The organism is Halorubrum sp. CGM5_25_10-8B (assembly GCF_005435095.1).
GTDB lineage: Archaea > Halobacteriota > Halobacteria > Halobacteriales > Haloferacaceae > Halorubrum > Halorubrum ezzemoulense.
In genome coordinates, this window is the sequence record NZ_SGTY01000005.1 from 151,178 (window position 1) to 174,871 (window position 23,694).

A 23,694-nucleotide genomic window follows, 5' to 3' on the forward strand; every position below is an offset into this window, starting at 1 on the left:
TAGCGAACAAACCAATAATTGCTTGTGTGGACTGCGTTCTTCGGATTGGATTACTCTGATCAACCCTCATACAACATACGCGCTTTGTATCTCGCACGGCTGGCGAGACATTTCGCTGAAATGGCAGAACCGTCGGTGTTCGATACGCAGGCTTCATCGACCGACTGTTTTAGCTAAGAATCTGTCTGAAGAATGGGATGTTAACAGATCCACACCACGGCGACAGTTCGATGACACCCGCTACAGAGACGTAGGAGGTGGGTACACTAAGACGCTCGTCCGTGAACACGGAGCTATGCATCAGTTCGGCTCTCTTCCGTCGCTTGCGGCGGTTGCTGACGGCGTGCTCACGGGCCATCTTTGGCTTACCGAATATCTTGCTGGCGGCCACCTGCGCTTCCGGATGCAGCCGTCCGGCTTGCTACAGTTCGGCGACCGAACCACGGTGTATGACGATCCGGAGGCGCTTCCACCACAGTACCGCCTCGCCGTCCGCTCCGTCCGCGAGCAGTTCGATCGGGACGCGTTTCGTACGGCCGACATTGACCCGTCCGCTGTTGTCTTTCATGGTGTCGCAACGTTTACCACCGGTTTCGCCTACGATTGGGATCGGCTTCCCCCGTTTGTGGGCCACGATGTGTGGGTTAGCGACGCCGAGCAGTACCGGCCCCCAGATGCTGTCGACACAATCTTCGAAACACTCGGGCTCGAAGCTGTCAACACCATCGCCCGGGAGCGACATGCCCGCGATTTTGACCCGACGACCTACACAGTCCCGCCATCTGCGTGGGGTGACAGGACCGCTGCGGGTGTCGTTGTCCGCAACAAGACGACCGGTCGGGGCGTTATCTGGCCTGACACTGCCCCGACTAGCAACGTCCCGCATGAGACGGATCTTGAGACGCTTGTCACAGAGTTCGTGACACCAGCGTGTCTCGATCGGATCACAGCCACAATTTCTCCCCCCGTGACAGTTGAACAGTTGGCCACACGTGTTCACGAGCACCTCTGGCATGAGGTGTTTGGCTCTGTCATCGAGGTTGAGCCCCCGGTCGCCCTTGACGTGATCCGGCAGGAGTGTCGGACGTATTTGGCGGCCGACTAACCACAATCCTATACGAGTTTCCGGCCAGCAGGTTGTCAGCGACAGAGATGTACTCGCGAGGCTCTGCTGAAATCCTTTGACGCTGATATATCCCAAGCCGCGTGGTGAATATAGAGGCTGTAGTCAGCACGGGAACTACGTTATTTTCTCCATCTTAATCCAGAACCACCCGATAGAACGTGCCTGCGTATGTACTGAACTAGTCTTGGGGGACTGTTTTGCTTGGTTGCTCCCTCGCAGGGGCGGGCGGCTCGTGTGTCCCAAAGTCCGGGTGAGTTTCTTCCATCCAGACGTACACGATCCCTCCAGAGATGAACATGAGAAGTGCCGTCATGTAGAATGCGGCTTCGGCGCTGACGAACTCCATCGAAAGCCCGATCAGGATTGCACCGACTGCGTAGCCGGAGTCGCGCCACATTCGATAGACACCCATACCCGCTGACCGCCACGTCGGGTGAGCGGCGTCGCTCGGCACAGTCATCAGGTTCGGATACAGCAACGCCATTCCCAAGCCTGAGACAGCGGCCATGACGGCCCACGCGAGGTACCCCTCTACAAGTACCATTCCGAGGACGCCGGCTCCCGCGAGGAACATCCCCAAGATGACGGGCGGTCGGCGGCCAATACGGTCAGCGAGCCCACCGGTCGCAATCTGGAGGAAGTACATCGCGCTGTGGACGCCGACGACGACACCGACAGCCGCAATACCGAGGCCTTGGCTTACCAGATACAGCGGGACGGCAATCCAGAACAGTGTGTCCACGAAGTTCTCGATGTGGCCGGCCTGCGCCGCAGCGAACAGCGTTCTGTCGCCGTAGGTCGCTCGCTTCACCACCTCGTTGAACGGCAAGTTCGCGTCGTGGTGATCGTCGTCGCCTTCGGCTTGGGCGTACTGGACGGTTTCCTTGATCAGGAAGATCGAGATGAGGAACGCCAGCACGACGACTATTGCGAGGAAGTAGAACGGTTCGGGCCGGAGACTCCACTGCCCAGCGATGGCGCCAGTGAGCCACGCACCGACAGCGACACCAGTGTAGCCGAACGACTCGTCGATGCCGACCGCGAGGCCGCGCTGGTCGGGTCCTGCAAGGTCGATCTTCGCGTTGATCGCCATACTCCACGTCAACGCTTGGTTAATACCTAGCAGGATGTTTCCGACCGTGATCCACCCCCAACTCGGAGCGAAGATGAGGATGATCGGCAGGGGGAGTGCCGTCGCCCATCCGGCGACGAGAACTGGCTTCCGGCCGTACTCCTCGCCCCATTTACCAGCGTAGAGGTTGAGGATCGACTTCACGATCCCGAACGAGACGACGAACGAACCGATAACGAGGAACGACGTGACGCCGAGGCCCTCCTCTCCCAGAACAGGGACGACGGTCCGTTCGGACCCGATGGTCAACCCGGTGGCGAACACCAGCAGGACGTGGAGCGAGAACTGCCCGAGGTGCTCGCGGATTCCCTGTTTGATTTCAGTTCCCGTACTCATGTTTATTCGGCAGCGCAGTTGTTGGGACCCAGCTCCAGTTCAGCCAACTCGTCGGTGGGAACCGACTCTTGACCGACATTCGTTCGCTTGACACGCTCGAAATTCGGGGGATGATCCGGGATATCCGACGCGAGTTCTTCGACGAACTCGTCGCGGTCGCGGCTGAGATCCGTGTTGCGTTCTTTGATTTCAGCGAGGGTCGCAGTCACCGGTGGTTCAGGCGAGCCGGGATCGTGTGCTGGCAGCACAACCGTATCGTCTGGCCTGTTCAACAGGCGCTGAAGACTCTCGTAAAGCGTCGCAGCATTCTGTTCGACCTCGGCGTCTTCGATACCGGCTTCGACGCCGAGTTCGACACGTCCCACGCTCTCGTGGAAGAGCGTATCGCCCGTGATCAACGCTACACCGTCGACATCGAATGAGACACTTCCTTCGCTGTGTCCCGGTGTGTGGATGACTTCGATATCGAGACTGCCGACCGTCACGCTCTGTCCATCCTCAACCGGCGTTGCGTCGATGGCGAGCGCGTCTTCCGGGTGAAGGTAGTAAGGAACGCCGTGTCGGTCGGCGAGTTCTACAGCACCCGAGACGTGGTCAGCGTGGGCGTGCGTGTCGAAGACGCCGACGAGTTCGGCGTCGTATTCATCGAGAATTGCCTCGTACTCAGCGAGGTAATGTGATGGATCGAAGAGCGCGGCTTCACCGGCCGAGATGAGGACGTGTGAGAGGCAGCCCTTCCCTGGGCGCGCGACCTGAATGAGCGTGCCATCGAGATTCGCTGGTACTTCTGCGTGGCGGTGCACGCGGCTCCAGCCATTCATTCCATCGGTGAGCGTCACCGCATTGTAGTCCAATTCTTGGAGCACTTCCGTCGCTGTCTCCGAGACGACACCTGCGGCACAGACTGTAACTATCTCCTCCTCACGAGGAAGGTCCGAAAGAGGCCCCTTGGCTTGTTCAGGGTTGTCAGTTAATTCGTCGTAGACATCGACGTTGATACTACCCGGTATATGCCACTCTTCGAAGTCTTCTCGGTGGCGAATATCGAGGACCAGTGGCTTGCCGTCGCCATTTCGCAACTGCTCGCTGATTTTTTCCGGCGAGATCTCTTGCATCGGTGCTTGTGGAGAGGAGGTATATTCGCATATGAGTACTGCCGGACATGACCGGCACTGTTAATTTTGACCGGTTCAAAATAATTAGTATGAGCTTGTACGAGGCCACGATTCGGGTTAAACACGAGTGCCCGTACCGGGAGATCTCGGAACGACACCCGGACTTGACCATCCGTGAGTGGCCGCTAAGCGACTGTCAAGTACTGGAAATCACGTCAGAGACGACGCCGACTGATGAGCTGCGTGACGATATTGACCAACTCGGAACCGTTCTGCACGAATCGAAGGGTAACGAAGGGTATCACATCGTCACACAGTCGTGTCTCTGTTCACTCGAACAGTCGATTATCGACCGGTTTGAGAAACACAACTGCCTGTATCAGTCGCCAACGATCTACCGTCAAGGCTGGGAGCACTACACGGTAGTCGCGTTCGACGGCGAGGACATTCGAGAGCTGCTCGGTGATCTTCGCTCTGATAGAGAAATCGAACTGCTCTCGAAAACGTCGATTTCGGAAAAACAGATTCCACACAGTATGCTGGCTCCGGCGAACCAACTGTTCGAGAACATCACTGACCGACAGTTGGCAGCGCTCCAATTAGCACTGGAGAGTGGGTACTACGAGCAACCACGGAAGACCTCGCTTCGAGACCTGGCCGATCAGACGGCAGTCGCTCGCTCAACGTATGAAGAGCACCTTCGAAAAGCGGAGAATAAACTCCTCACGAACGCGGGACAGTTCCTCCGATTGGTTACCGCGACATCGGCAGCCGACCCGCTACAAGTAGAGGAGACCCGACGAACCGAACAAGCCGCCGACTAGTCTGTCATCAGTTCGCCAGACAATCATCTAGCTTATAGCGCCATGTCACCGAATACTTACACACAAGAGCGCTACCGAACACAGTGACAGACGACCACGGCGGGTTTGAACACGCCCGAGAGAACGTTGACGGCCACCCGATGGTGAGTCTGCTCGGCTACGCCAAGCGCTACTGGCCGACCCTTACGCTCGGCGTGCTTGCGGCGTTTCTCACGAGGTTTGCCCGACTGGTCCCACCGATTGTCGTCGCGGCTGCGATCGATCGAGCGATCCGCGGGTCGGCCGACGCGGGACTGCTGACCGACGTGGGTTTGCTGCCGCAGGGCGAAATCACCGGCGAAGCGGCTCGGCTCGCGGTGCTCGAACAGCTCGTGCTCATCGCGGTGCTCGCGTACCTGGTCCGGTCAGTTGCGCGGTTTATCTCCCGGTATCTGCTTCAAGCGACCGCACAGAAGGTTCAGCGTGATCTGCGAAACGACACGTACGACCATCTCCAGCGGCTCTCGATGGACTTCTTCGCCGATCATCAGACCGGCGGTATGATGTCGATCCTCAACAGCGATATCAATCGGCTTGAGCAGTTCCTGAACACGGAGTTCCGACAGCTCATCCGCGTGGTCGCGACGGTCGGCGGAATCGCGATCATCTTGTGGACGTACTCGCCGAAGCTGGCGCTCATCGCGCTCGCGCCGGTCCCGGTCATCGGACTGGCCAGTAGCCAGTTTCTCACCTGGATCGAACCTCGGTATAAATCGATTCGCGAGACAGTCGCTCGACTGAACACGCGGCTCGAGAACAACCTCGGTGGCGCCGCGGTGATCAAATCGTTCGACCGGTACAGCTTCGAGGAGAGCCGAGTCGCTACGCAGAGCGAGGCGTACCACGACGAGAAGGTCGCGGCGCTTCGGATCCGACGGGGGTTCTTCGCGACCCTGCGACTGTTGACCGGCGTCGTATTCGTCCTCGTGCTCTACATCGGTGGCACCGATATCATCAGCGGCGTTCCCGGCGAGGCAGGGGCGCTGACCCTCGGCGGGTTCGCGCTCTTCTTCCTCCTGTTGCGGCGGTTGTACTCGCCGATGCGCCGGGTCGGGAAGTCGGCGAACAAGTACCAGCTCGCGAAGTCGAGCGCCGAGCGCGTGTTCGGGTTGCTCGGCCGCGAGCCCACGATCACCAGCCCCGACTCGCCGCATACCCCTGCGTCGATTGACGGAGAGGTCACGTTCGAAGACGTTACGTTCGCCTATGGGGACCGCGAGCCCGTCCTTCACGACGTCTCGCTCAACGTGCCGGCGGGGACGACGATCGGGCTCGCCGGGGCGACCGGGGCCGGGAAGTCGACGCTCCTGAAGCTTATTCCCCGGTTCCACGACGTCGACGATGGGGCCGTCCGGGTTGACGGGACCGATGTGCGGGAGTACGATCTACAGTCGTTGCGGGACGCCATCGCCATTGTCGAACAGAATCCGTACCTGTTCTCGGGGACCGTCGCGGAGAACATCGCGTACGGCGACCGCGAGACGCTTGAGGCCGAGTGGGCGGGAGAACCGGACGAAAGCGCCCGCGCTCGGGTCGAGCGGGCGGCCGAGGCCGCCGCGGCCGACGAGTTCATCGAAGATCTCCCGGATGGATACGACACGCAAGTCGGCGAGCGTGGCGTCAAACTTTCGGGCGGCCAGCGGCAGCGCCTCGCCATCGCCCGGGCACTGCTCAACGATCCCGAGATCATCGTTTTTGACGAGGCCACCTCAGACGTTGATACGGAGACCGAGGAACTGATTCAGGAAAGCCTCGAGCGGCTGGTCGAGGAGCGGACCGCGTTCATCATCGCCCACCGACTGTCGACGATCCAGAACGCGGACGAGATCGTTGTCATGGATCAGGGCCGGATCGTCGAGCAGGGAGGGCACGACGAGCTGGTTGCGGGCGAGGGAATATACGCGGATCTCTGGCAGGGGCAGGCTGACGCTGCTGCTGCCGATGACTGACGCTCGACCGGGGTGTCGGTATGTTCCCCGAATTATTCTACGTGAGTTCCCCTTTCCACCCCTGCTGTTTACACATCGATGACGGGGGGTGGGGGTCACGAGACTCCGTGTCTTGATATCTTTTCCCGCTCTTATGTAGAACTACGGAAAGCCCCCATAACAAGGCAGTCAATGGTGATATCGACGGATGCGCCTGTGAGATTCAGCGATCTAATGATCCCGAATGTATGAGCGGCCTGTTCCAAGCCTTGCTTGGACAGGCCGCGGAACTTCCGCAGCCACGGTTGAACAAGCGAAAACAGACATTCTGCCTGATTGATGTGGACTCCGTCAGGCGATACGTACCTCTCTTTGTGGACGACCGTTCGGTGATCCCGATCCATCTCGCGGTACGCTTGGAGTCCATCTGTCCAGACCTCTCCCAGCCGCTGGGAGAGGTCTTCAGCTTCCTGAATCAGTGGCTCAAGATCGCCTTCGTAATCGATCCCGCGCTGTCCGCGAATCACACGAAGCGAGTCGCGGCACGCCGCGACGAGCGTCAGCTGGTCACCGCGACGCCCTCGCCAGCGTGACCGGCCAGTGCGCGACGAGCCGCCGCGAGAACGGCTGTTTCGCGGCGGCTCTCGACCTTTGTAACCAGAACAGACTTTGCCAGATTCGTCGACCTGTGTCGGTCCATCGACGGTCTGGTTAAACAGTTCCCAGGTGAGGGGGAAGCCGCGCTGAACCGCGGCTTCCGCCTCCCGAATCGCTGTGGGAATGGTTTTGTAAGCGCGACCAAGCAGTGGCGCAATCTGGTTGATGCTCAGCAGTGTATCTGCGTAGAGGGTGAAAGCGAGAAGCACCTCTCCTGCGGTGAGGTGCTTCTCGTGAAATGGCGTTCCATGGGTGTATACTGGCTTAAATTCGCAATTACGGCACCGAACTCGGTCGTGTTTTTCCCACGTCATAATGCTCTGGCGACCGCAGCGAGGACAGGATGTATTCTCCTAGAACTGCTTGAGCCGCCGCTCGATGCGGGCATCGAGCGGCTCGATGTTGATCTCGATAACTCCGAGCTCGATCAACTGCCGAAACATCCCACCAAACACTGGCTGAGCAGAAGGCATATTGCCAGATTAGAACTGTCTGAGTGTAATTATACGGGCTTTCCGCGTTTCTACATAAGAGCGAGAGTACCCTTCGTACTCGTCGATCCTGTCGGTACAGAGGCGGGCGAGGTTGGCTCATAATTTCTGTCGGTTTCGTATTTCAACGTCCCGACCCCCTCTTTCGCAATATCCTCTTGATTATACGAGAGGGAACAAATATATATGAGAGCTTATCCCCAACACTGTCGTAAGAGGTGCCAAGCATGTCTGAATCCTCGCGAGATGGGGTCCAGTCGTGGAGTGAGTCGATGAGTGCCCGTGACCGTATTCGAGCGGTCGCCGAGACGCTTCGCGAACCGCGGTCGGTCAACTGGATCAGCGAACAGGCTGATGCCGCCTGGAGCACGACCAACGAGGAACTTCAGGATCTCGTCGACCAGGGCCAACTGCGCTGCGTTGAGGCCGGCGAAACCACGCGCTACCAGCCGGACTACACGCGACTGCTCTTCGAGGAGATCCGCACGCTCATCGAAGAAAACACGCGCGAGGAGCTGCGGAGCGAATTGGCCGCGATCACCGAGGAGATCGAGGAGTGGCAGGCGACCTACGACGTCGAGACGTGGGAGGAGCTCGAACAGTCGCTCGCCGACGGTGACCTCGCAAGTGCCGATCTTCGCGAGCGCCGCGACGTCATCGCGTTCTGGCGCGAGAACGAGGAGGATCGCCGCCTCATCAAACACGCACTGGAACTCTACTCTGACGTCGAAGCCGCCCGTGAACAGATGACCGACGTGGCCGACCGCGCCACGAATTAATCCTTTCTCTCCCAGAATGATCTTTCTCGCCGGTCGCGACCGCTATACACAGCGGACTCTCCTCCGCGACGTTCACGACCGATTGACGAATCAAGCTGGGTGTGTGGATGTGCGCTATCGACCGTCTCGACGCCGTACCCGGTACGTTATCGCGGATGTCGATCCGACGACTTTCCTGAGTAACTCCTACGATGCGACGACCGCACGACTCGAGGTTCGCTTCTGGTACCCCGCCGGCGTCGACCAGGAATACTACCGCATCAACTGGGTCGAACCGGACCGGAATCTGATGCTCGGCTTCCACCAAGACGCCGATCATCCGGACCTTGGCCCCTGTCACATCCAACTCAGTCACGAAGACACGCCGGTTGATCGACATCGCGCATCGTTTCTCGATGCGCACCCGCTCGCTGTCCTCGATGACCGACTCCAACAGTTCCCGGCGGCGGTAGAAGCGATTCGCTGGGAGAACGAGACGCCGTCGCTTCCTACTTGGCCTGTCTAGACCGCGAGTTGATCGAGCGTTTCGTGATGCGTCCGGACAGTCGTTGGCGTGACGTTCCCGATCTCTGCGACGTCGCTTTGCGTCACCCACTTTCCCTGTTCCTGTCACGCTTTGTAGAGGCAGGCCGCTGCGAACCCAGCCGGATGGACGCCCTTCGTGACGCCCCGCTCCTCGGTCTGTTCCGCGAGCGCCCGAGCCCGCTGTCGGATCTCGCCCGGACACTCGAGGTCCGAGGCGAGTCGCGGCACGAACATGCTGGGGGAGACGGGCTCGACGAGCACCTCCGCGAGCTGGGAGACGTGGTCGGTGTCGCCGTCCTCCAGGATCGACACACATGCGACGCTACGGCGGTGGCGCGTCGACAGGACCACAGTCGAAACAGTCCGCTTCACCGGTGACGGGTGTACACTGTCACAGGCCGGTGCCTCACTATTGTCTGAGCAGATGGTTGGTGTCTCCGTCTCGTTGTTGTAATCACCAACTTCGAGCGGGGAGACGACCCTGGCCGCGAGAAGCTCAAGCTATGAGATGGTTTCTATGACAGGCTCTCGTATGGGTGTAACTCAAGGAATCCATACTCTGTTACCACGGGTTACTTTTCTGCTCACGCATTAGGTGGTCGCATGTGGATATCTCTCCTCACAGTACTGTCCAGGGGCGGCCTCCTCCAGTACACCGTGCCAGTCGTCGGCGCCGAACTGAGCCAAACGGCAGTCACCACGGTCGGTATCGGCTTGATTCTGCTTCTCTTGGTAGGGTCGGGATTCTTCTCGTCGTCGGAGATTGCGCTGTTCTCCTTGCCGTCCCATCAGGTAGATGCGATGGTTGAGCAAGGCCTGCGTGGCGCACGGGCGGTCAAATCTCTCAAGGAGGATCCCCACCGCCTTCTCGTAACAATTCTCGTGGGGAACAATATGGTCAACATCACGATGTCCTCAATCTCGACGACTATCGTTGGCTTCTATTTCGACGCGGGCACGGCAGTTATCGTCTCGTCGCTCGGCATCACGTCGGTGGTGTTAATATTCGGCGAGAGCGCACCCAAATCCTACGCCGTAGAGAACACTGAACTACACGCACGGCGTGTCGCCCGGGGGCTAAAGATCGTGGAGAAGCCACTGTGGCCGCTTATCACCGTATTCCACTACCTGACAGGCGTCGTGAACAGACTTACCGGCGGCAGCCCGTCCATCGAGTCGACCTACGTCAGCCGAGACGAGATTCGAAATATGATTCAAACGGGCGAGCGTGAGGGGGTCCTCGACGAGGAGGAACACCAGCGGCTCCAACGCGCCCTTCGATTCACCGATGCCACTGCCAAGGAGGTGATGACCCCCCGCCTCGATGTGGCGGCTATCTCCAGTGATGCGACCGTTGAGGAGGCAATCCAGAAGTGTATCTCAAGTGGTCACGCAGACCTACCAGTTTACGATGGGTCGCTAGACAGTGTGATCGGCGTCTTCGACATCCGTGACCTACAGAATTCGAACTACGACACTTTCGACGACCTCGACGTAGAGGACGTAATCGCTCCGACGCTCCACATCCCCGAGTCGAAAAACGTCGACGCGCTCCTCTCGGAAATGCGCGAGAAACGGATACAGATGGCTATCGTCGTCGACGAGTTCGGTGCCACTGAGGGCCTCATCACGATGGAGGATATGACCGAGGAAATCGTCGGCGAAATACTGGCGGGTGACGAAGAAGATCCGATCGAATTCGTTGACGATGACACCGTCCTCGTGAACGGTGGGGTTAACATCGAGGTAATCAATGAAGCGCTCGACATTGTACTGCCAGAAGGCGAAGAGTTCGAGAGTATCGCGGGCTTCGTTTTCAACCTTGCGGGCCGCCTTGTCGAGCAGGACGAAGAGTTCAACTACGAGAACGTCACGCTCCGGGCCGAACAGGTGGATGACACACGTATCCAGAAGGTCCGGGTAACTGTCGATCGTGACACCGCCGAGATCGAAGAGGAGACGCCGGTAGGCGAGGGCAGTTCCGAGTGACCGGGAATACCTGAGCGCCCGAATCAGCAGGTCCTCAATGAGCGCGTCCATCCGGTCAAATGTCTGTGCTACGACGTCGATATGGTCACTCGCACACTCGTCCCGAATCAGTTCCAACCATCCTTAGGCCACACAGAGTGGGTTCCATAAATCGTGGCTGACGATGCTGGCGAACTCTTCCAAACGCTCGTTCTGTCGTTACAATTTTTCTTCGTACTCTTTCTGCTCAGTAATGTTGGTGGCGATGCCACAGGTGGCGTATACGGAGCCATTGTCAAACAGTGGGACAATCCGGGTGAGAAAGTACTGACGACCGTCGTCGGTCTGAATGACCTCTTCGATCTCGACCTGTTCTCTCGTCTCATACACTCTTTGGTCGTTCTGCTGAAATTTCTCAGCCACTTCCGCCGAGTGTAAATCTGCTACCCGTTTTCCGGCGATGTCGGTATCGTCAGCAATGTCAAACAGGTCCCGATGATATTGATTCATATACACGTACTCGTGATCGGTGTTTCGAATCCACATCGCTGACTCAACGCTATCGATAACACCCTGTAGTTGGTTGGTGGTCTGGCGGAGTTCGGCTTCACGTTCTCGTTGCTCGGTGACATCCCGGAGTGTGCCGACCGACCCGTTGAACTCCTCGCCATCGTACGGAAGGACGCCCATATGATCTTCGCAGACGATTGGGTCGCCTTCGCGGGGGTAGACCGTCACTTCGAATGTTACCGCTTCCGGGCCATCGCTCGATAGTAACCGTCCCAATTCCTGCTCGGCCCGTTGTACGGCCTCTTCGTCCTTGATCAGCGATGGTGTGTTCCCGAGAATCGTTTCCCGGTCGTAGCCGACTAATTCCACCAACTCGTCGTTAACGTAAGTGAACTGCCCCTTTTCGTCAAGCACGTACACCGCATCACTGAGTGCCTCGATAATCGTCTCGTACTCTTCTAATTCAGTCTTCCGCCGCTCTCGGTCGGTAACATCCTGAAACTTCGAAAAAATCGTCTGGACGTCCCCATCTGCGCCGGTGACGACACGGTTGTGCCACTCACAGGTGATTGCCTCGCCATCCTTCCGGACGTTCCTATTGATCACGTGGGTTCCGCCGTCCGCGTCAAGGAGTTTTTCTACAGCATCACCCACCTGTCCGCGGTCGTCACCAGCGACAATCCCCTCCCATGACTCGCCACACAACTCTGCCTCACTGTAGCCGAGAATCTCTTCGGCTCGTCTGTTCATTCGTTCAAACTGGAATTCAGAATCCCACTGGACTGCCCCAAGTGGTGATTCTTCAAAAAACAGCGATAATTGCTTCTGTCGCTGCCGAGCGGTCCGTTCGTGCTCCTCACGCTCAGTAATATCGTGACCGGCCCCCCGGAGCTTCGTTACCTCCCCCCCATTCTCGACAACCGGAGTAATTGTCATATCGAGGAGACGTTCCTCGCCGTCACCCGGTTGGAGTCGCCATGTGTCGTACAGTTCTTCGCGCGTCTCCAGCACCTTGTCGAGTGTATGCTGGATGTCTTCGCGGTCGTCTGGATGGAACAGTTTCAGCGCCTCCTCCAGAGACATTTCGTGTTGGTTACGACGGCCAATGATTCGCCGGGTACCTGCCGTCAGCACGACAGTATTGCTCTCTGTGTCCAGTTCGAAACCACCGGTATCACCGTTGAATTCCGTCAATCGCATCAATTGTTCTTGTCTGTCGGCCCGCTCGGCCTCGCGGCGGGTCCGAACGGCGTTGCGGATCCGGTTGGCCAAGAGTTCGTACCGTTCGGTGCCGCTCCCCTTCTGGAGATAGTCGGTGACACCGGCAGCAATGGCGTCACTGGCGACTGCCTCGCTGCCCTTGCCGGTGAAGAGGATAAACGGGAGGTCGGGATACTCCTCTCGGACAGCCTGTAGGAATTCGATGCCGTCCGTGCCGGGCATATTGTAATCCGAGACGACGCAGTCAGGCGGGCGGTCATTAATATTCTCCAACCCCTCGTCGGCACTGGTCGCTGTCTGGACAGCGAAGCGGTCGTCCTCGCGTTCGAGAAACGTCCCTGTCAGGTCCGTGATGGAGGGGTCGTCATCGACGTGGAGAACCTGAATCTCTCGGTGTAAACTGAACGGCATGGTCTGTAATGTGTTACTATTATTAAAAAAACTACTGGCTAAATATGAATTAATTTCTCGGTATCAACAAAGTCAATTTCTGTCCTGATTCTGCTAATTTGAAATAACAATGCTCTGATGCTGACTATAACCTCTATATTCAGCAGTCAGTAGCAGCCCATATCACATATCGAATCGTTATTTCGCCAGATTGGACAAGAGCCATCTACAAATTGGCCTATCATTAGGCGTATAAATCAGTACAAAGAACGCGACTGAACTGTCGGCTCAAAAACCGGATCCGCACCCGGGTCGGATTCGACGTTCCCCGAGACGAACGAGATCTTCTCGCGCTCGCGTTCCGCAGCTATCGGGCTCATCCCTCCGAGATAGTGGTTTCTGAACGTCTCCCAGTCTTCCCACCCGCCGAAACTCATCACGACGGCAGGAAGAATACCGCAGTCCCACAGCAAATGACCGCCCCAAGTACGCCGGAGGTCGTGGACATCGAGGTATGTCCACCCCTCATCGCTGGTCCCGGCGTACCGGCGCTCGCCGGCGCGCTTCACCCAGCGATAAATCGAGTTCGGTTCGACGTCGACGATCGGCTCGTCGGGGTCGCGTTCGTATGAGAGCGTCCGAATGGAACTGGCGAGTTCCTTCGGGATCGGCGTCTCGCGGTACTTCCCCCGCTTCGCGTAGTCGTTCCACACGCGGAGGAAGACAGCAAAATACAGTGAGAGAACCCGTTCAAGTCTTTCAACGCATTAACGTATGACCCCTTTACCTCGACAGTTCCCTCTACGGTATCTGCTCCAGCTGGTTGAATTGGCATCCCTTCCGACGATCCAAAGGGTGTCCGAATTACCCCAATTGACTCGTACTGATACTGGTCATTTGGCATATTATTCCGTCAGTCTTCGAATGAGAAATCAGTGTCGTGACCGATAAGCGCCCTGTATTCAGCAGGACCGCTAAAACACATCAACAAGCCAGGGATTCAATAAGCTCAGATAGGCCGAAAGTACCCTATCAAGGAAAGTCAAATCCTGCGAGACCTCACTCATAGAGCGCTAATCGGACAGCATCGGACATTCCACTGATGCGAGCGGCGTGCTCCCATGATTCCTCGCGGATGCCGTTGGTGACGTATGCGAAGCCAACGTTGAGTTCCGGATCCCCCCAGCCGAAGATACTCCCGAGCCCGGCATGGCCGAACATCCGCTCGCGGCTGAAGGATCCGGACATGTCATTCGCCAGTCCGCCGGTCCAAAATCCGAGCCCATACCGGGCTGGCCGGGAGAGTGTGCCGTCTGCGTCTGTTTCAGCGTGAGTCTTGGTCGCTTCGGAAACTGTCTCCGCATCGAGCAGGCGCGTGCCATCGATTTCGCCGCCATTAGCTATACACGCGTAAAATCGGGCCATATCTCGCGCAGTGCTGATACCGTTTGCTGCTGGGATCACTGCCCGTCGAACGGCTTCATTATTGAACGCGTCCGCTGATTCGGACGCCGGGATCCCTAACCCCTCACCGGGATCGCGGCAGCGGTCGTACATCTCGAAGCCGGTTGACATCCTCCCCGCCCTGAAGGGCGAGGATTCCCGAGCGTTGGGATATTAAGATTCGCAACCCACCTGTTCCCTCGGGTGGAACGACCCAGAGGTTTGGTTGAACAGGTAGGCTACTGGCCGTGCCAAACGACCGTTACTCATATCCCGTGTGGGGGGATTCTGAGTTATCTTTCTGCGAATATTCACCGCGCCATTCACGTCCGCATTCATCGTTGTACCGCACGACTCACAGACGTACAAACCACGCTCCACACGGTTTGAGTCACACTTCCGACCACAACACGAACACGTCTTCGACGTGTCGCGCTCGCTCTTTCGGTCAACGAGGATACCGTGTTCCTCAGCCTTGTATTCGAGCAACGTGGTGAAGTGGTCGAACTCCCAACCGTGGAGCTTCTTGTTTCCACTTCGACCCCAGTTCCGAGACTCACCGTTCTCGTCCTCACGAATCTTGCTCAAGTCACCGATGGCGATGTGTCCGACCTCGTGGTCGATACACCGCTCTACGACGTGCTTGCCGAGTGAGTGAAGGAAGTGGTCTTTCCGGCGTGAGAGTTTCTGACGGGCACGAAGGGCACGGCGCGACGGGCCATTCTCGCCCTCTGTGTCGTACTCGTCGCGGGTGAAGTAGTGCTTGTCTTGTTTCAGCACATTCTCCGGATACAACTCTGCCTCACCGTCGTCGTAGGCGATAGCGAGGTAGTTCTTGATGCCAAGGTCGATACCCGCCGTCTTCTCGCCGGGTGCGTCCTCAACAGGTATCTCGACCTTACAGACGAGGTGAAGTTCCCAGTTGTCGCCGTTCCACACGGCTCGCACTTGCTGGATGTTCTCCACGGTCACGTCCGGTCGCGTCTCGTACTCACACAGGATGAAGTCTGAGCGGTGGTTCTTCAGGTTGAAGCCCTTGCTCAGTCGGAGTTTGTTGTGTTTGGAATCGTGCTTGATGCCCTTCTGCTTCCACGTCACGGTGGAGCGCGGGTGTTCGTCGCCGTGTTTGCGATAGCCGGGTGGGTTGGCGTCCTCATCTCCGCGTTGGCGTGCTTTGTACCAACTGGTGAACGACTCAGCAAGCTCTTCGAGAACTCGCTGACTTGACTGAGAATGTAGGTCACTGTATCGTTCGTGTTCCTTGAGTTCGGATTTGAGTTCGCCGTCGTCAGGTATTTCCCCGTCTTCATCCCACCGACCTTGTGTGTAGTATCGGGCGACGTTCCACAGTTTTGATGCAGAGAACCCACACTGGTCAAGGTCGCCACTCACCTGAGAGTGGTTGACGATTTTCGCCCGATAGGTACGAGTGGTCTCCAGCATCAGACTGTGTTCGTAACTAGTTATAGAAGATTACGTGTTAAAGTAACGACTGAGTGTGGAATATCCAGCAGTGCCATCGAACGTGGTTAGTGGAGGAATTGTCGGCTGTATCCCCGCCCTGAAGGGCGGGGTTTTAGCCTTGAATCTTCCATAATTCAGCGGTACACATATATGAGACCCGGTAGATAGACAGAGCGAATGAGTGGAGGGTGGGGCCAGTGTTCGTTTACACTCAGTGCGGCTGAGGACAATGAGAGTCAGTACCGCTGTACCCAGCCGTCGATGTCGGATACAGGATTGTGCGTCTGGCACTGTCCAGAGAGTGAGCGGCCGACAGATGGATTTCCGGATACGGTTCCACCCGACACAAAGTTGCGTGGTGCCGAGCTCGCCAACGCGACACTCCGAGGGGTGGAGTTTAGTGCCGGTGTTGATCTCAGCGACTCGACCTTCGCCGGAGCGACGATCCGCGAGTGTGACCTTGCTCGGACAGAACTCGACGGGTGTGATTTCACTGATGCGTCCGTCGTCGCATCGACGTTCCAACAGGCGGAGCTGAGTGAGGCGCGACTTGATGGGTTTACTGCCATCGATTCGTCGTTCGAGGACGCAGTACTGAATCAGACGGTCGCGGACGCAGGGGTTGAGTTTCGTAATAGCAACCTCGACGATGTGGTGTTTACCCGAGCGACTGTCGATAGCCTCACACTCGATGATACCGTTGCTACGGGGATTGATCTGACGGAGACAATATGCGGGGCTATCAGAGCCACTGACACTGATCTTTCCGACGCGATACTCATCACGACTGATGTCGGTGATATTCGAGTTGAAGGGTGCCGCGTTCGAGGGGCGGTTATCCGACGGACAGCACTTGATACTGGCTCGTTCGCAATGTGTGATCTCCGCGATGCCACACTAAATGGGACATCCGCTGTGAGTGTCGAATTTGATGCTACGCGACTTTCGGGTGCTCGCTGTCGAGAGTGTACTTTTAATGACGCTAGCTTTCGTGGGGCTGACCTGTCCGGTACCGACCTTACCGATAGTGATCTTACCGGGAGTAGCCTCAAGAATGCCGATCTCTCAGGTGCGGTCCTCGATGGAGCAACACTACAGGAGAGTGATCTCAGTGGCGTTCGATTACAGGACGCGTCGATCAACCGGAGTACTCGGTTCCCCTCGCTGACCGAGCTTGAACAGAGGGGTCTCGAGGTTCCAGAAATGCTCGGCTTGTACCGAACGCTTGTGGGGTTGCTTGAGGATGAGGATCTAACTGACGCCGCGTTTCGGCGTCGGTCGGAGTACTACACACTCCAACGCAGACAAGCACAGCTCGACGGTCAGTACGGACGCTATTTCGGACTCCTACTGAACGGAGTGGTGACGGGACACGGACAACGGCCGGCACGGGTACTGACAACGAGCATTGTGGTGGTCGCCTATTTTGCGGTTGTATATACTACGATTGGGATCGGTGTGGTACCGGGAGAGACAGACCTCATCGGGGCGCTGGTGTTCAGCCTCCAAGCGTTTAGCCCCGGCGTAACGACGAGCGTAGTCGAGGCGACCCGGATCGGGACGATGCTCGTGACGATCGAGTCGACGATCGGCTTGGTTTTGCTCGGTGTCTTCGCCGTCCTCGTCGCCCAGCGATTACAGACACTCTGATCACTCATGGATGGTTCCTCTCTTCCCGACCACGCCGAAACGAGTACCTCTCTCCGAGAAGGTATTGAGGTGCTGATTTTGGAGTCGGTCGACTGGCAGTCGCTTCGGGATGGGCGGGTACCCAGTCAGATCGGGATCGGGATTGATCCCGCGACAGCGGTCACAGTTTCGCTCACTGCGCTCTCAGTCATGTTCACTGTCGTGTACACCATGTACGACCGCCGAGCGACGGAAGTGAACACCGCCCTCTCCGACGTTAGAGACGATCTCTACCAAATCGCATCCGGCTGTAAATTAATCGGGCGGGGGGCATCTATCGAGGTGGAGTGGGAGACTGTTCAGCCGTGGCAGCGGGCACAGGTGAGTGAGGAACTACGAGCCGATATCGCTGCGTTTGAGCGCGATCTCCGTGAATTCCAGAAATTCGACGCAGAGCTTGAAGGAGAGTTACGCGAAGCGATTCGAGAATCAGACGTTGACACGGGCATGCTGCTGCCGGAGCGACTCACGCGGACAAACGGCAGGCAAGCACAATTCAAAAACGCGTGTCGTGCGGATAATCTCGATGGCCATTACATCCAGGATGTCGAATGGATCCACTTGTGCGGGCCTGCCCTGTTCTCTAGGGATTCACCGGCACAACTCCGTGAGGAGATCCGATCACAGATCGAGGAAACGGGTGCGGAACGGGATTTCAACATCGACTTCTGGGACCGACTGAATGACTCTTGGGCTGAACACCTCCATCGGCAACTGGAGGCGGGGAATCCAGTCCAAGGAGTCCTCAATGAGTTCGAGTCTAACTTTCAGAGGCGCCGCGAATGGCGGGAGGATATCATCTCAGAAGCGGATCGATTACACGTTCAGCTACAAGCCGAGACTTCCCGCTGGTACCCACGGTTGATGGTGGACATTACTAACCCGTCTGGAGGGTTCAATCGTAGCACTGCTGCCTTGGCTGACACCGAGAGCGACCCTGACAGTAGTGATGAGTCGAGTGGAGATGTTGAACGGGAGTGGGTAATGGAACGTGGGTGAAACAGGCCTCACGTTTGGGTGTCACCTCAGACGGTAGCACGTAACCCACAGACTGTTTTCGTAGCTTCAATGCGGGCTGCTCGGTGTGTAATGCTCGAGGACCGTCGAGGGATAGCCGACTCAGGGGTAGTCGGTGAAGAGAGGCGGTCTTCAGATGATCCGCGAGTTCTGTGGTACCGCGTGGATGAGTGGGAGACTCGCCCTGCCAAACTTATCGGTGGGTACCCACCAGCATTGAGTGCGTTCACGAGCTTGATGCCAGCGGTTTCGTCTCTTCGCAGATCGACTGTGGAAAGACCGTCCCCCGAAAGGGTTCTCAAGGCAGTTCTGTAGTAAATTCTCCGAGCACACCGAGCATAACTGGGTCAAAAGAGAGCCCTTGGTCAGCGTAGTAGAGCGCAATGTTGGCCTCAAGATCGGTTTTCAGGTAGTGGTCGAGGACCTCACGATACCCAGTGATCACTCGCTCATCACCAGTTGCGACGACGTCTAGAAATGCTGGCCCAAACTCGTCGCCGAAGCGGGAATTATCGAGCGGGACGCCGTTTCAGGTCGTCTTCGGGACCGGGTACCCGTAACTGTCGAGACAGTCTTCAAGCGAGGGCCACTTTTCGCCTGCGCCACACGCTGCCTTTCGATCAGTGAAGAGGTTGATATGCTGGCCCGATGTCTGGAGGGCTGGTGGTGACGGCGCCAGATCGAAGTGGGCGCATCGCTTGGCAAGAAAATCCATGTTGAAGTCGATCCCGTTGTAGCCCACGAGCACGTCGCCGTCGAGTTCGTCGATATAGCTGAACGCCGTCGTGACGAGGTCCTGCTCGTCTGAGATTCCGTGATTGCTGCGGGCGAATGTCTCGTACTGGGCATCGTTCCCGGGCGTCTCTGGCTCATGGTGACCGACCCCCGATTGCGACCGTTTCACATGGACAACGCTGAGACCGGCGAGGTCCATGGCGGTCGGGAGACATGTCCGTTGTGGCCTCGACACCCCGAGGCCGTCAGGGTAGTAGGCTATCTGGGTAGGCAGAGCCGGTACTACCCGGCAATGGGTCGCTCGTCTTGGTCGAAACCGCCGTACGAAAGGTCCGCGGTGTACACCTTCCCATCGTAGCGCACCAGCCAGGTGCCATCGTAGCTGTCAGCCTCAATCGCCGACTCCGCCGAGAACTGGTCCATTATCGACTGGAACGACTCGTCGTCGGTGCCCTCGGCGTAATAGACACCGTTGATCGCCTCATTCATTACTGACCGCTCGCCTTCCGAGAGCCCTGACAGTCTGAATAGATGCTCATCGCGAAGCTGCTGCGCGTACGCGTTAGTGCTTTCGGCGACCCTACCGACGGTGTAACGGTACCGAGTCAGGGTTTCTTCTCTGCGTTCCTCCAGCACGAAGGGGTAGACGGTGCCATTGTACCGAACGGCGCTGTACTCGCCGGACAACAACACGCTCTCGTTGGTTTCTGACATTGTGTACTCCTCTGGGATGGCGATTTCGGGGCCGGGACTGAGCCGGGGCTCACGCTCGCTCATAGCCGTGAGTAGATTACCCAACAGTCGGCGGTCACGCTCTGAGAGTTCCTCGAATCCGACGGTCTGGTCGGCTGGCGCCGTCCCGTTGAGATCGACGCCGACAGCGAATGCGGTCCCGGGCCCGGTGCCGGTGACGTTCCAGTCGATCTCGTAGTAGCTGCCCTCGTATGCGAGCGGTAATCCCCGTTGGACCGGCGGATCAGTAGCCGTGGCTGTCCCCGAGCCATTCTCGATCGCCTCTCGAACCACCCGTCGGTCGTCGGGGGCCGGACTGTCCACGACGGCCGGCCGGCTGGCGGCTTCTGCTATCTCCGCGTCGTTGGCGGCCTCCATCGACAACGATCCTGTTGCTGAGCAGCCTGCGAGCGCCACTAGCGCCAGTAAGCCGAGCGCTGCGAGCGCTTTTCGTTCCATATCAGAAGTCGTTCTCTTTCTGGCAAATAGCTGGGGGCCGTGTTACACAGCCCGCAACAGCAGCGATAAATACAATCTAGTTAGAACTCGTCTACTTATCATACACTTTTGACTTAGCCGGCTCTGTGAGGCTGTCATACAACTGTTCTCAAACCTTGCTTGACTCTATTGCGCTGGTAAATACAGTGAATTGACGAACCGTGCTACTCCGGAACCTCCTCCTTGATTTTCGGCCATCCGGTAAAAGAAAATCCAGTGATTGCTGCAAGAGTGAGCGCCGTCAGAGCAGGAACTGATTGCCCCGATATGAACAACAGCAGGCTGCCGGTCAGGGCCCTCCCGACTCCTACCAAATGGAGATTCGTGAATTCACAGCCGAATCAGCCGATAAAACGCGCTTGCGAATTGACCGCTGAGATTCTTGATAGTTTGAGATAATGTTTGAAGACTCGTGCGAGGTACAGAGCGCGAGTCTTGCGGACTGTTTCCACAGAGAACGCCGGAAACGAGCGAAATGAATTGAGTTGACTCACATCACCTCGGGTAGGATATCCCGGATTTATATGTTGTCGAGACAACATTCAGAAGATGGAAACACCACAACAATACGAGATTACTGGCCTTGGCCTATCTAGCAACAAATATACAGTCGAACAGACAGGACAGGACAAGAACTTTCGACCTGAGTATGAAGCCAGAAATATCACTGGACAGACAATATTCCGCTGTACTTATAATACGTACGAGGGGGAAACTTCCTTCGTTGATGACGACGATAATGAGTTGCTGACTATAGCGCCTAGTGGTACGCTGGATATCGCTGGTGACTACCTGCTAACAGATAGCCAGACTGGAGATGATCTCGTCGTTCTGGATAATGACTTTTCTTTCTTCCAAGACACCTGGCGGATCCACGATGCTCAGGACGGCTCCCTTGTCGCCAAAGTCACCTCGGGTGGTGGACTTATCACTATAGCTCGAAAGTTCCTGCCAGTGGGACAATTTATCGGGCACAACTTCGAGATAGCTGATGCAGCCGGCAATTCTATTGGTACTATTGAGAGCGATTTCGCAATACGTGACCAATACGAGATCAAGCTCAGCGATAGTAGTTCGGTTCCGATAGATCCGATTGTGGTGGCAACAGTGGTTATCGATGCAATCCAGGGCAATTGATCCATCGCAGACGCCACCGAATTGTTTGGACAACTCCACCAGTTATCTAACGGTTATATTTACTGCTCCCCGGTAAGGCGGAATCGGTTTGATTGCTGAACTCACGCTCTGTATCTCGCAAAGCGTTCCTAACAGAAATGAAGGAGGCGTCGGTCGACTCTGGTGTATGAATCCTCTGTACTGAGTGATCCACAGGTCAGTCAACGAGGTGTGAGAAGAGTTCTATGACACCCCCACAACCCTACTTACCAGACAGTTCATCGAATGCTGGAGTGAAACATAATTCTGTGTGAAACGTTCTATGACACCTTCGGCTCTGTTGAAACTCTCAACAGCTGATACAATTTCCCGCTCTGTGGGGTTACAACCGGATGCTACGCAGGAACGACGGGAGCGGTGTCGGGAGAAGTGATTGAACGGTATCTTGAGTATATAAAACATGGGTCGAGTGTTTGGCCTCTCTTCGACCCCGGTGGGTCGATGAGCTTGCCCTCGCAGATCATTTAGATTCGAGCGAGCATCGCATATATGAGGACGCTGAGTAAAATCATAAAAAACGGTGCGATCAACACCATGACAGCTGCCATTTCTGCGCCACTCACCTGAGGGGAGCCAAGCAGCAGTAGTGGAACACTAAGGAAAACTAGTGCCAACACGAGTGCGGCACCCACGACTGCGGGATCCTGCTCAGGGCGTTCCTCGTGTCTGATCGGCAGATCAAGTGTCTCGGTCGCGTGGTCAAGATCAGCGACAGGACCAAACTGAACTGTGTTTGTCGGGGCTGTCTCAACGTTTGAAATCTGTAGTGTTCCGGTACCAAATAGGCGGTCAGGAATGGCGTTCTTGATTTCAAATCGTGCTCGCGAGTGAATCGGAACCAGCCACTGTGGCGCATCAAGTACGGTGTCGTACGCGACAAGCATCTCACCACGCCGTTGGTACTCAATAGTGCCGTACCGGAAGTAGTAGCTCCCGGCGCGGATAATAAAAATTCCCAGTAGCACGGTGAGGCCAATGCCGACCCATAAAAAACGCGCTGTAACTATTGCGGCGACAACACCAGCCAGCAGCAGCGCGACACCGCGATTAACCACCGTGAGTAGTATCGTGGTACTGCTTCCAAGTAGGACAGATTGCGGGCTGACTGTCACTCGCGCCTCAACCGGCTCATCCGGGAGGCTTAGCTCTGGTTGTGACCGACTAAACTCACGGTCAGCACTGAGTCGGTCAAAGAGCTCTTGAAATGCGCTTGCTATTGGACCGGTAGATTCCCACGATACAGCGAGAATTGTCTTAACAATCACAAATCCTCCAAGTACAGTTACTCCGGCTGATTGGCCCATTGACAGGCCGATTATCCCCAAAAACATCACCCCAAGCGTGAGCTGGGACGGTTGTTGTAGAATTTCACGGGCGGACACATTCTTGTATGTCTTGGCTCCCAGATACTCACGGTGAAACTCGATGCCGTGTGCGACTATGAGGGCACCAACACTTACAGCGACCTCCCAAGAAAGCGCTATCGATGTCTCAACCAGCACCCAGGAGAGTATCGTAATAGGCAGTATGGTAGAAGCCCAGATACCGAGGATTGACAATGCGAAGGGCACATTGCGGGGATATATTGGTGGAAGCGTTGAGAGAGGGCGCCAGCCACCTCGTTTGTGCCGTAGTTCATGAAGGGGTTCTCGTTCTCCGACAACATCGGGGGATCCTTGCTTTGCGAACAACGACTTTAGCACGCCGAAGAGGACCGTGCTAAATGCTTCAATCCAGTAGAGTAGCAAAAGAGTCCAAACATTCCAATCGCTATAGACTATGCCAGCCAAAGGGAGCAGATTTGTACCGATGATCACAAGATCTGTAGCTGATCGGTTCGGTACCGTGGAGGGCACACCGCGCATATCGCGAATCATTTGCTCGTGGTAGATATGTTCC

General features: G+C 56.8%; 17 protein-coding genes and 3 pseudogenes. 9 read left to right on the forward strand and 11 right to left on the reverse strand.

Annotated features, from left to right (window positions below; all coding sequences use genetic code 11):
• Nucleotides 1-295: 295 nt before the first annotated feature.
• On the forward strand, nt 296-1,105 hold the full coding sequence (locus tag EXE51_RS06300) for a hypothetical protein (RefSeq protein WP_137692255.1): 810 nt from the start codon (nt 296-298) through the stop codon (nt 1,103-1,105).
• A 199-nt stretch (nt 1,106-1,304) separates the two neighbouring features.
• Here EXE51_RS06300 and EXE51_RS06305 read toward each other — a convergent pair whose 3' ends face one another.
• Together EXE51_RS06305 and EXE51_RS06310 are read right to left on the reverse strand one after the other, a co-directional pair.
• A complete protein-coding gene (locus EXE51_RS06305) occupies nt 1,305-2,594 on the reverse strand; it encodes an MFS transporter (protein ID WP_137691743.1) in 1,290 nt (429 codons plus the stop codon).
• 2 nt (nt 2,595-2,596) lie between these two features.
• Entirely contained in the window at nt 2,597-3,709 is a 1,113-nt protein-coding gene (locus EXE51_RS06310; protein WP_094494799.1) for an MBL fold metallo-hydrolase, read from the reverse strand.
• An 89-nt stretch (nt 3,710-3,798) separates the two neighbouring features.
• Between EXE51_RS06310 and EXE51_RS06315 the strand changes: the two genes are divergently transcribed.
• Nucleotides 3,799-4,533, forward strand: a complete 735-nt coding sequence (locus tag EXE51_RS06315) for a helix-turn-helix domain-containing protein (RefSeq protein ID WP_049933446.1) — start codon at nt 3,799-3,801, stop codon at nt 4,531-4,533.
• Nucleotides 4,534-4,616: 83 nt separating this feature from the next.
• Nucleotides 4,617-6,521 (forward strand): ABC transporter ATP-binding protein, encoded by a 1,905-nt coding sequence (locus tag EXE51_RS06320; protein ID WP_089309450.1) that lies wholly within the window; start codon nt 4,617-4,619, stop codon nt 6,519-6,521.
• Nucleotides 6,522-6,652: 131 nt separating this feature from the next.
• Here the strand turns inward: EXE51_RS06320 and EXE51_RS06325 are convergent.
• Nucleotides 6,653-7,630, reverse strand: a pseudogene (locus EXE51_RS06325) (IS1595 family transposase).
• A 245-nt stretch (nt 7,631-7,875) separates the two neighbouring features.
• Between EXE51_RS06325 and EXE51_RS06330 the strand changes: the two are divergent.
• Together EXE51_RS06330 and EXE51_RS06335 are read left to right on the forward strand one after the other, a co-directional pair.
• On the forward strand, nt 7,876-8,427 hold the full coding sequence (locus EXE51_RS06330; RefSeq protein WP_137692256.1) for a hypothetical protein: 552 nt from the start codon (nt 7,876-7,878) through the stop codon (nt 8,425-8,427).
• 16 nt (nt 8,428-8,443) lie between these two features.
• Nucleotides 8,444-8,932, forward strand: a complete 489-nt coding sequence (locus tag EXE51_RS06335; RefSeq protein ID WP_137691765.1) for a hypothetical protein — start codon at nt 8,444-8,446, stop codon at nt 8,930-8,932.
• Here the strand turns inward: EXE51_RS06335 and EXE51_RS06340 are convergent.
• A pseudogene (locus EXE51_RS06340) lies at nt 8,929-9,204 on the reverse strand (transcription initiation factor IIB family protein); the annotation flags it as partial. The gene EXE51_RS06335 and the pseudogene EXE51_RS06340 overlap by 4 nt on opposite strands.
• Nucleotides 9,205-9,555: 351 nt before the next feature.
• Between EXE51_RS06340 and EXE51_RS06350 the strand changes: the two are divergent.
• Nucleotides 9,556-10,941 (forward strand): hemolysin family protein, encoded by a 1,386-nt coding sequence (locus EXE51_RS06350; RefSeq protein ID WP_137692258.1) that lies wholly within the window; start codon nt 9,556-9,558, stop codon nt 10,939-10,941.
• 198 nt (nt 10,942-11,139) lie between these two features.
• Here EXE51_RS06350 and EXE51_RS17715 read toward each other — a convergent pair whose 3' ends face one another.
• The 4 genes and pseudogenes from EXE51_RS17715 to EXE51_RS06370 all read right to left on the reverse strand — a co-directional run bounded on the left by EXE51_RS17715 (nt 11,140) and on the right by EXE51_RS06370 (nt 15,927).
• Complete coding sequence (locus EXE51_RS17715; protein ID WP_137692259.1) at nt 11,140-13,062, reverse strand: PAS domain S-box protein; 1,923 nt, start codon at nt 13,060-13,062, stop codon at nt 11,140-11,142.
• Between the two features lie 236 nt (nt 13,063-13,298).
• Nucleotides 13,299-13,754 (reverse strand): tyrosine-type recombinase/integrase, encoded by a 456-nt coding sequence (locus EXE51_RS06360; protein ID WP_094494839.1) that lies wholly within the window; start codon nt 13,752-13,754, stop codon nt 13,299-13,301.
• Between the two features lie 346 nt (nt 13,755-14,100).
• Nucleotides 14,101-14,607 (reverse strand): annotated as a pseudogene (locus EXE51_RS06365) (serine hydrolase domain-containing protein); the annotation flags it as partial.
• Nucleotides 14,608-14,658: 51 nt separating this feature from the next.
• Nucleotides 14,659-15,927, reverse strand: coding sequence for an RNA-guided endonuclease TnpB family protein (locus EXE51_RS06370; RefSeq protein WP_137692261.1), 1,269 nt, complete (start codon nt 15,925-15,927; stop codon nt 14,659-14,661).
• A 198-nt stretch (nt 15,928-16,125) separates the two neighbouring features.
• On the opposite strand from EXE51_RS06370, the gene EXE51_RS06375 reads away from it, so the two are divergent.
• Nucleotides 16,126-17,598 (forward strand): pentapeptide repeat-containing protein, encoded by a 1,473-nt coding sequence (locus tag EXE51_RS06375; protein WP_080508708.1) that lies wholly within the window; start codon nt 16,126-16,128, stop codon nt 17,596-17,598.
• A gap of 189 nt (nt 17,599-17,787) precedes the next feature.
• Entirely contained in the window at nt 17,788-18,636 is an 849-nt protein-coding gene (locus tag EXE51_RS06380) for a hypothetical protein (protein ID WP_137692262.1), read from the forward strand.
• A 547-nt stretch (nt 18,637-19,183) separates the two neighbouring features.
• On the opposite strand, the gene EXE51_RS06385 is transcribed toward EXE51_RS06380, so the two are convergent.
• Together EXE51_RS06385 and EXE51_RS06390 are read right to left on the reverse strand one after the other, a co-directional pair.
• A complete protein-coding gene (locus tag EXE51_RS06385) occupies nt 19,184-19,588 on the reverse strand; it encodes a 3'-5' exonuclease (RefSeq protein ID WP_137692263.1) in 405 nt (134 codons plus the stop codon).
• Between the two features lie 83 nt (nt 19,589-19,671).
• Complete coding sequence (locus EXE51_RS06390; protein WP_241988277.1) at nt 19,672-20,580, reverse strand: hypothetical protein; 909 nt, start codon at nt 20,578-20,580, stop codon at nt 19,672-19,674.
• A 588-nt stretch (nt 20,581-21,168) separates the two neighbouring features.
• Between EXE51_RS06390 and EXE51_RS06395 the strand changes: the two genes are divergently transcribed.
• Complete coding sequence (locus tag EXE51_RS06395) at nt 21,169-21,756, forward strand: hypothetical protein (RefSeq protein ID WP_049933343.1); 588 nt, start codon at nt 21,169-21,171, stop codon at nt 21,754-21,756.
• A gap of 503 nt (nt 21,757-22,259) precedes the next feature.
• On the opposite strand, the gene EXE51_RS17915 is transcribed toward EXE51_RS06395, so the two are convergent.
• Nucleotides 22,260-23,672, reverse strand: a complete 1,413-nt coding sequence (locus tag EXE51_RS17915; protein ID WP_241990595.1) for a DUF6498-containing protein — start codon at nt 23,670-23,672, stop codon at nt 22,260-22,262.
• Between the last annotated feature and the right edge of the window lie 22 nt (nt 23,673-23,694).

Coding starts and splice junctions, on each gene's coding strand:
- EXE51_RS06300 (WP_137692255.1), top strand. CDS start 296: ATGCATCAGTTCGGCTCTCTTCCGTCGCTTGCGGCGGTTGCTGACGGC.
- EXE51_RS06305 (WP_137691743.1), bottom strand. CDS start 2,594: ATGAGTACGGGAACTGAAATCAAACAGGGAATCCGCGAGCACCTCGGG.
- EXE51_RS06330 (WP_137692256.1), top strand. CDS start 7,876: ATGTCTGAATCCTCGCGAGATGGGGTCCAGTCGTGGAGTGAGTCGATG.
- EXE51_RS06350 (WP_137692258.1), top strand. CDS start 9,556: ATGTGGATATCTCTCCTCACAGTACTGTCCAGGGGCGGCCTCCTCCAG.
- EXE51_RS06375 (WP_080508708.1), top strand. CDS start 16,126: ATGAGTGGAGGGTGGGGCCAGTGTTCGTTTACACTCAGTGCGGCTGAG.
- EXE51_RS06335 (WP_137691765.1), top strand. CDS start 8,444: ATGATCTTTCTCGCCGGTCGCGACCGCTATACACAGCGGACTCTCCTC.
- EXE51_RS06380 (WP_137692262.1), top strand. CDS start 17,788: ATGTTCACTGTCGTGTACACCATGTACGACCGCCGAGCGACGGAAGTG.
- EXE51_RS06395 (WP_049933343.1), top strand. CDS start 21,169: ATGGAAACACCACAACAATACGAGATTACTGGCCTTGGCCTATCTAGC.
- EXE51_RS06310 (WP_094494799.1), bottom strand. CDS start 3,709: ATGCAAGAGATCTCGCCGGAAAAAATCAGCGAGCAGTTGCGAAATGGC.
- EXE51_RS06315 (WP_049933446.1), top strand. CDS start 3,799: ATGAGCTTGTACGAGGCCACGATTCGGGTTAAACACGAGTGCCCGTAC.
- EXE51_RS17915 (WP_241990595.1), bottom strand. CDS start 23,672: ATGATTCGCGATATGCGCGGTGTGCCCTCCACGGTACCGAACCGATCA.
- EXE51_RS06370 (WP_137692261.1), bottom strand. CDS start 15,927: ATGCTGGAGACCACTCGTACCTATCGGGCGAAAATCGTCAACCACTCT.
- EXE51_RS17715 (WP_137692259.1), bottom strand. CDS start 13,062: ATGCCGTTCAGTTTACACCGAGAGATTCAGGTTCTCCACGTCGATGAC.
- EXE51_RS06385 (WP_137692263.1), bottom strand. CDS start 19,588: ATGGACCTCGCCGGTCTCAGCGTTGTCCATGTGAAACGGTCGCAATCG.
- EXE51_RS06390 (WP_241988277.1), bottom strand. CDS start 20,580: ATGGAACGAAAAGCGCTCGCAGCGCTCGGCTTACTGGCGCTAGTGGCG.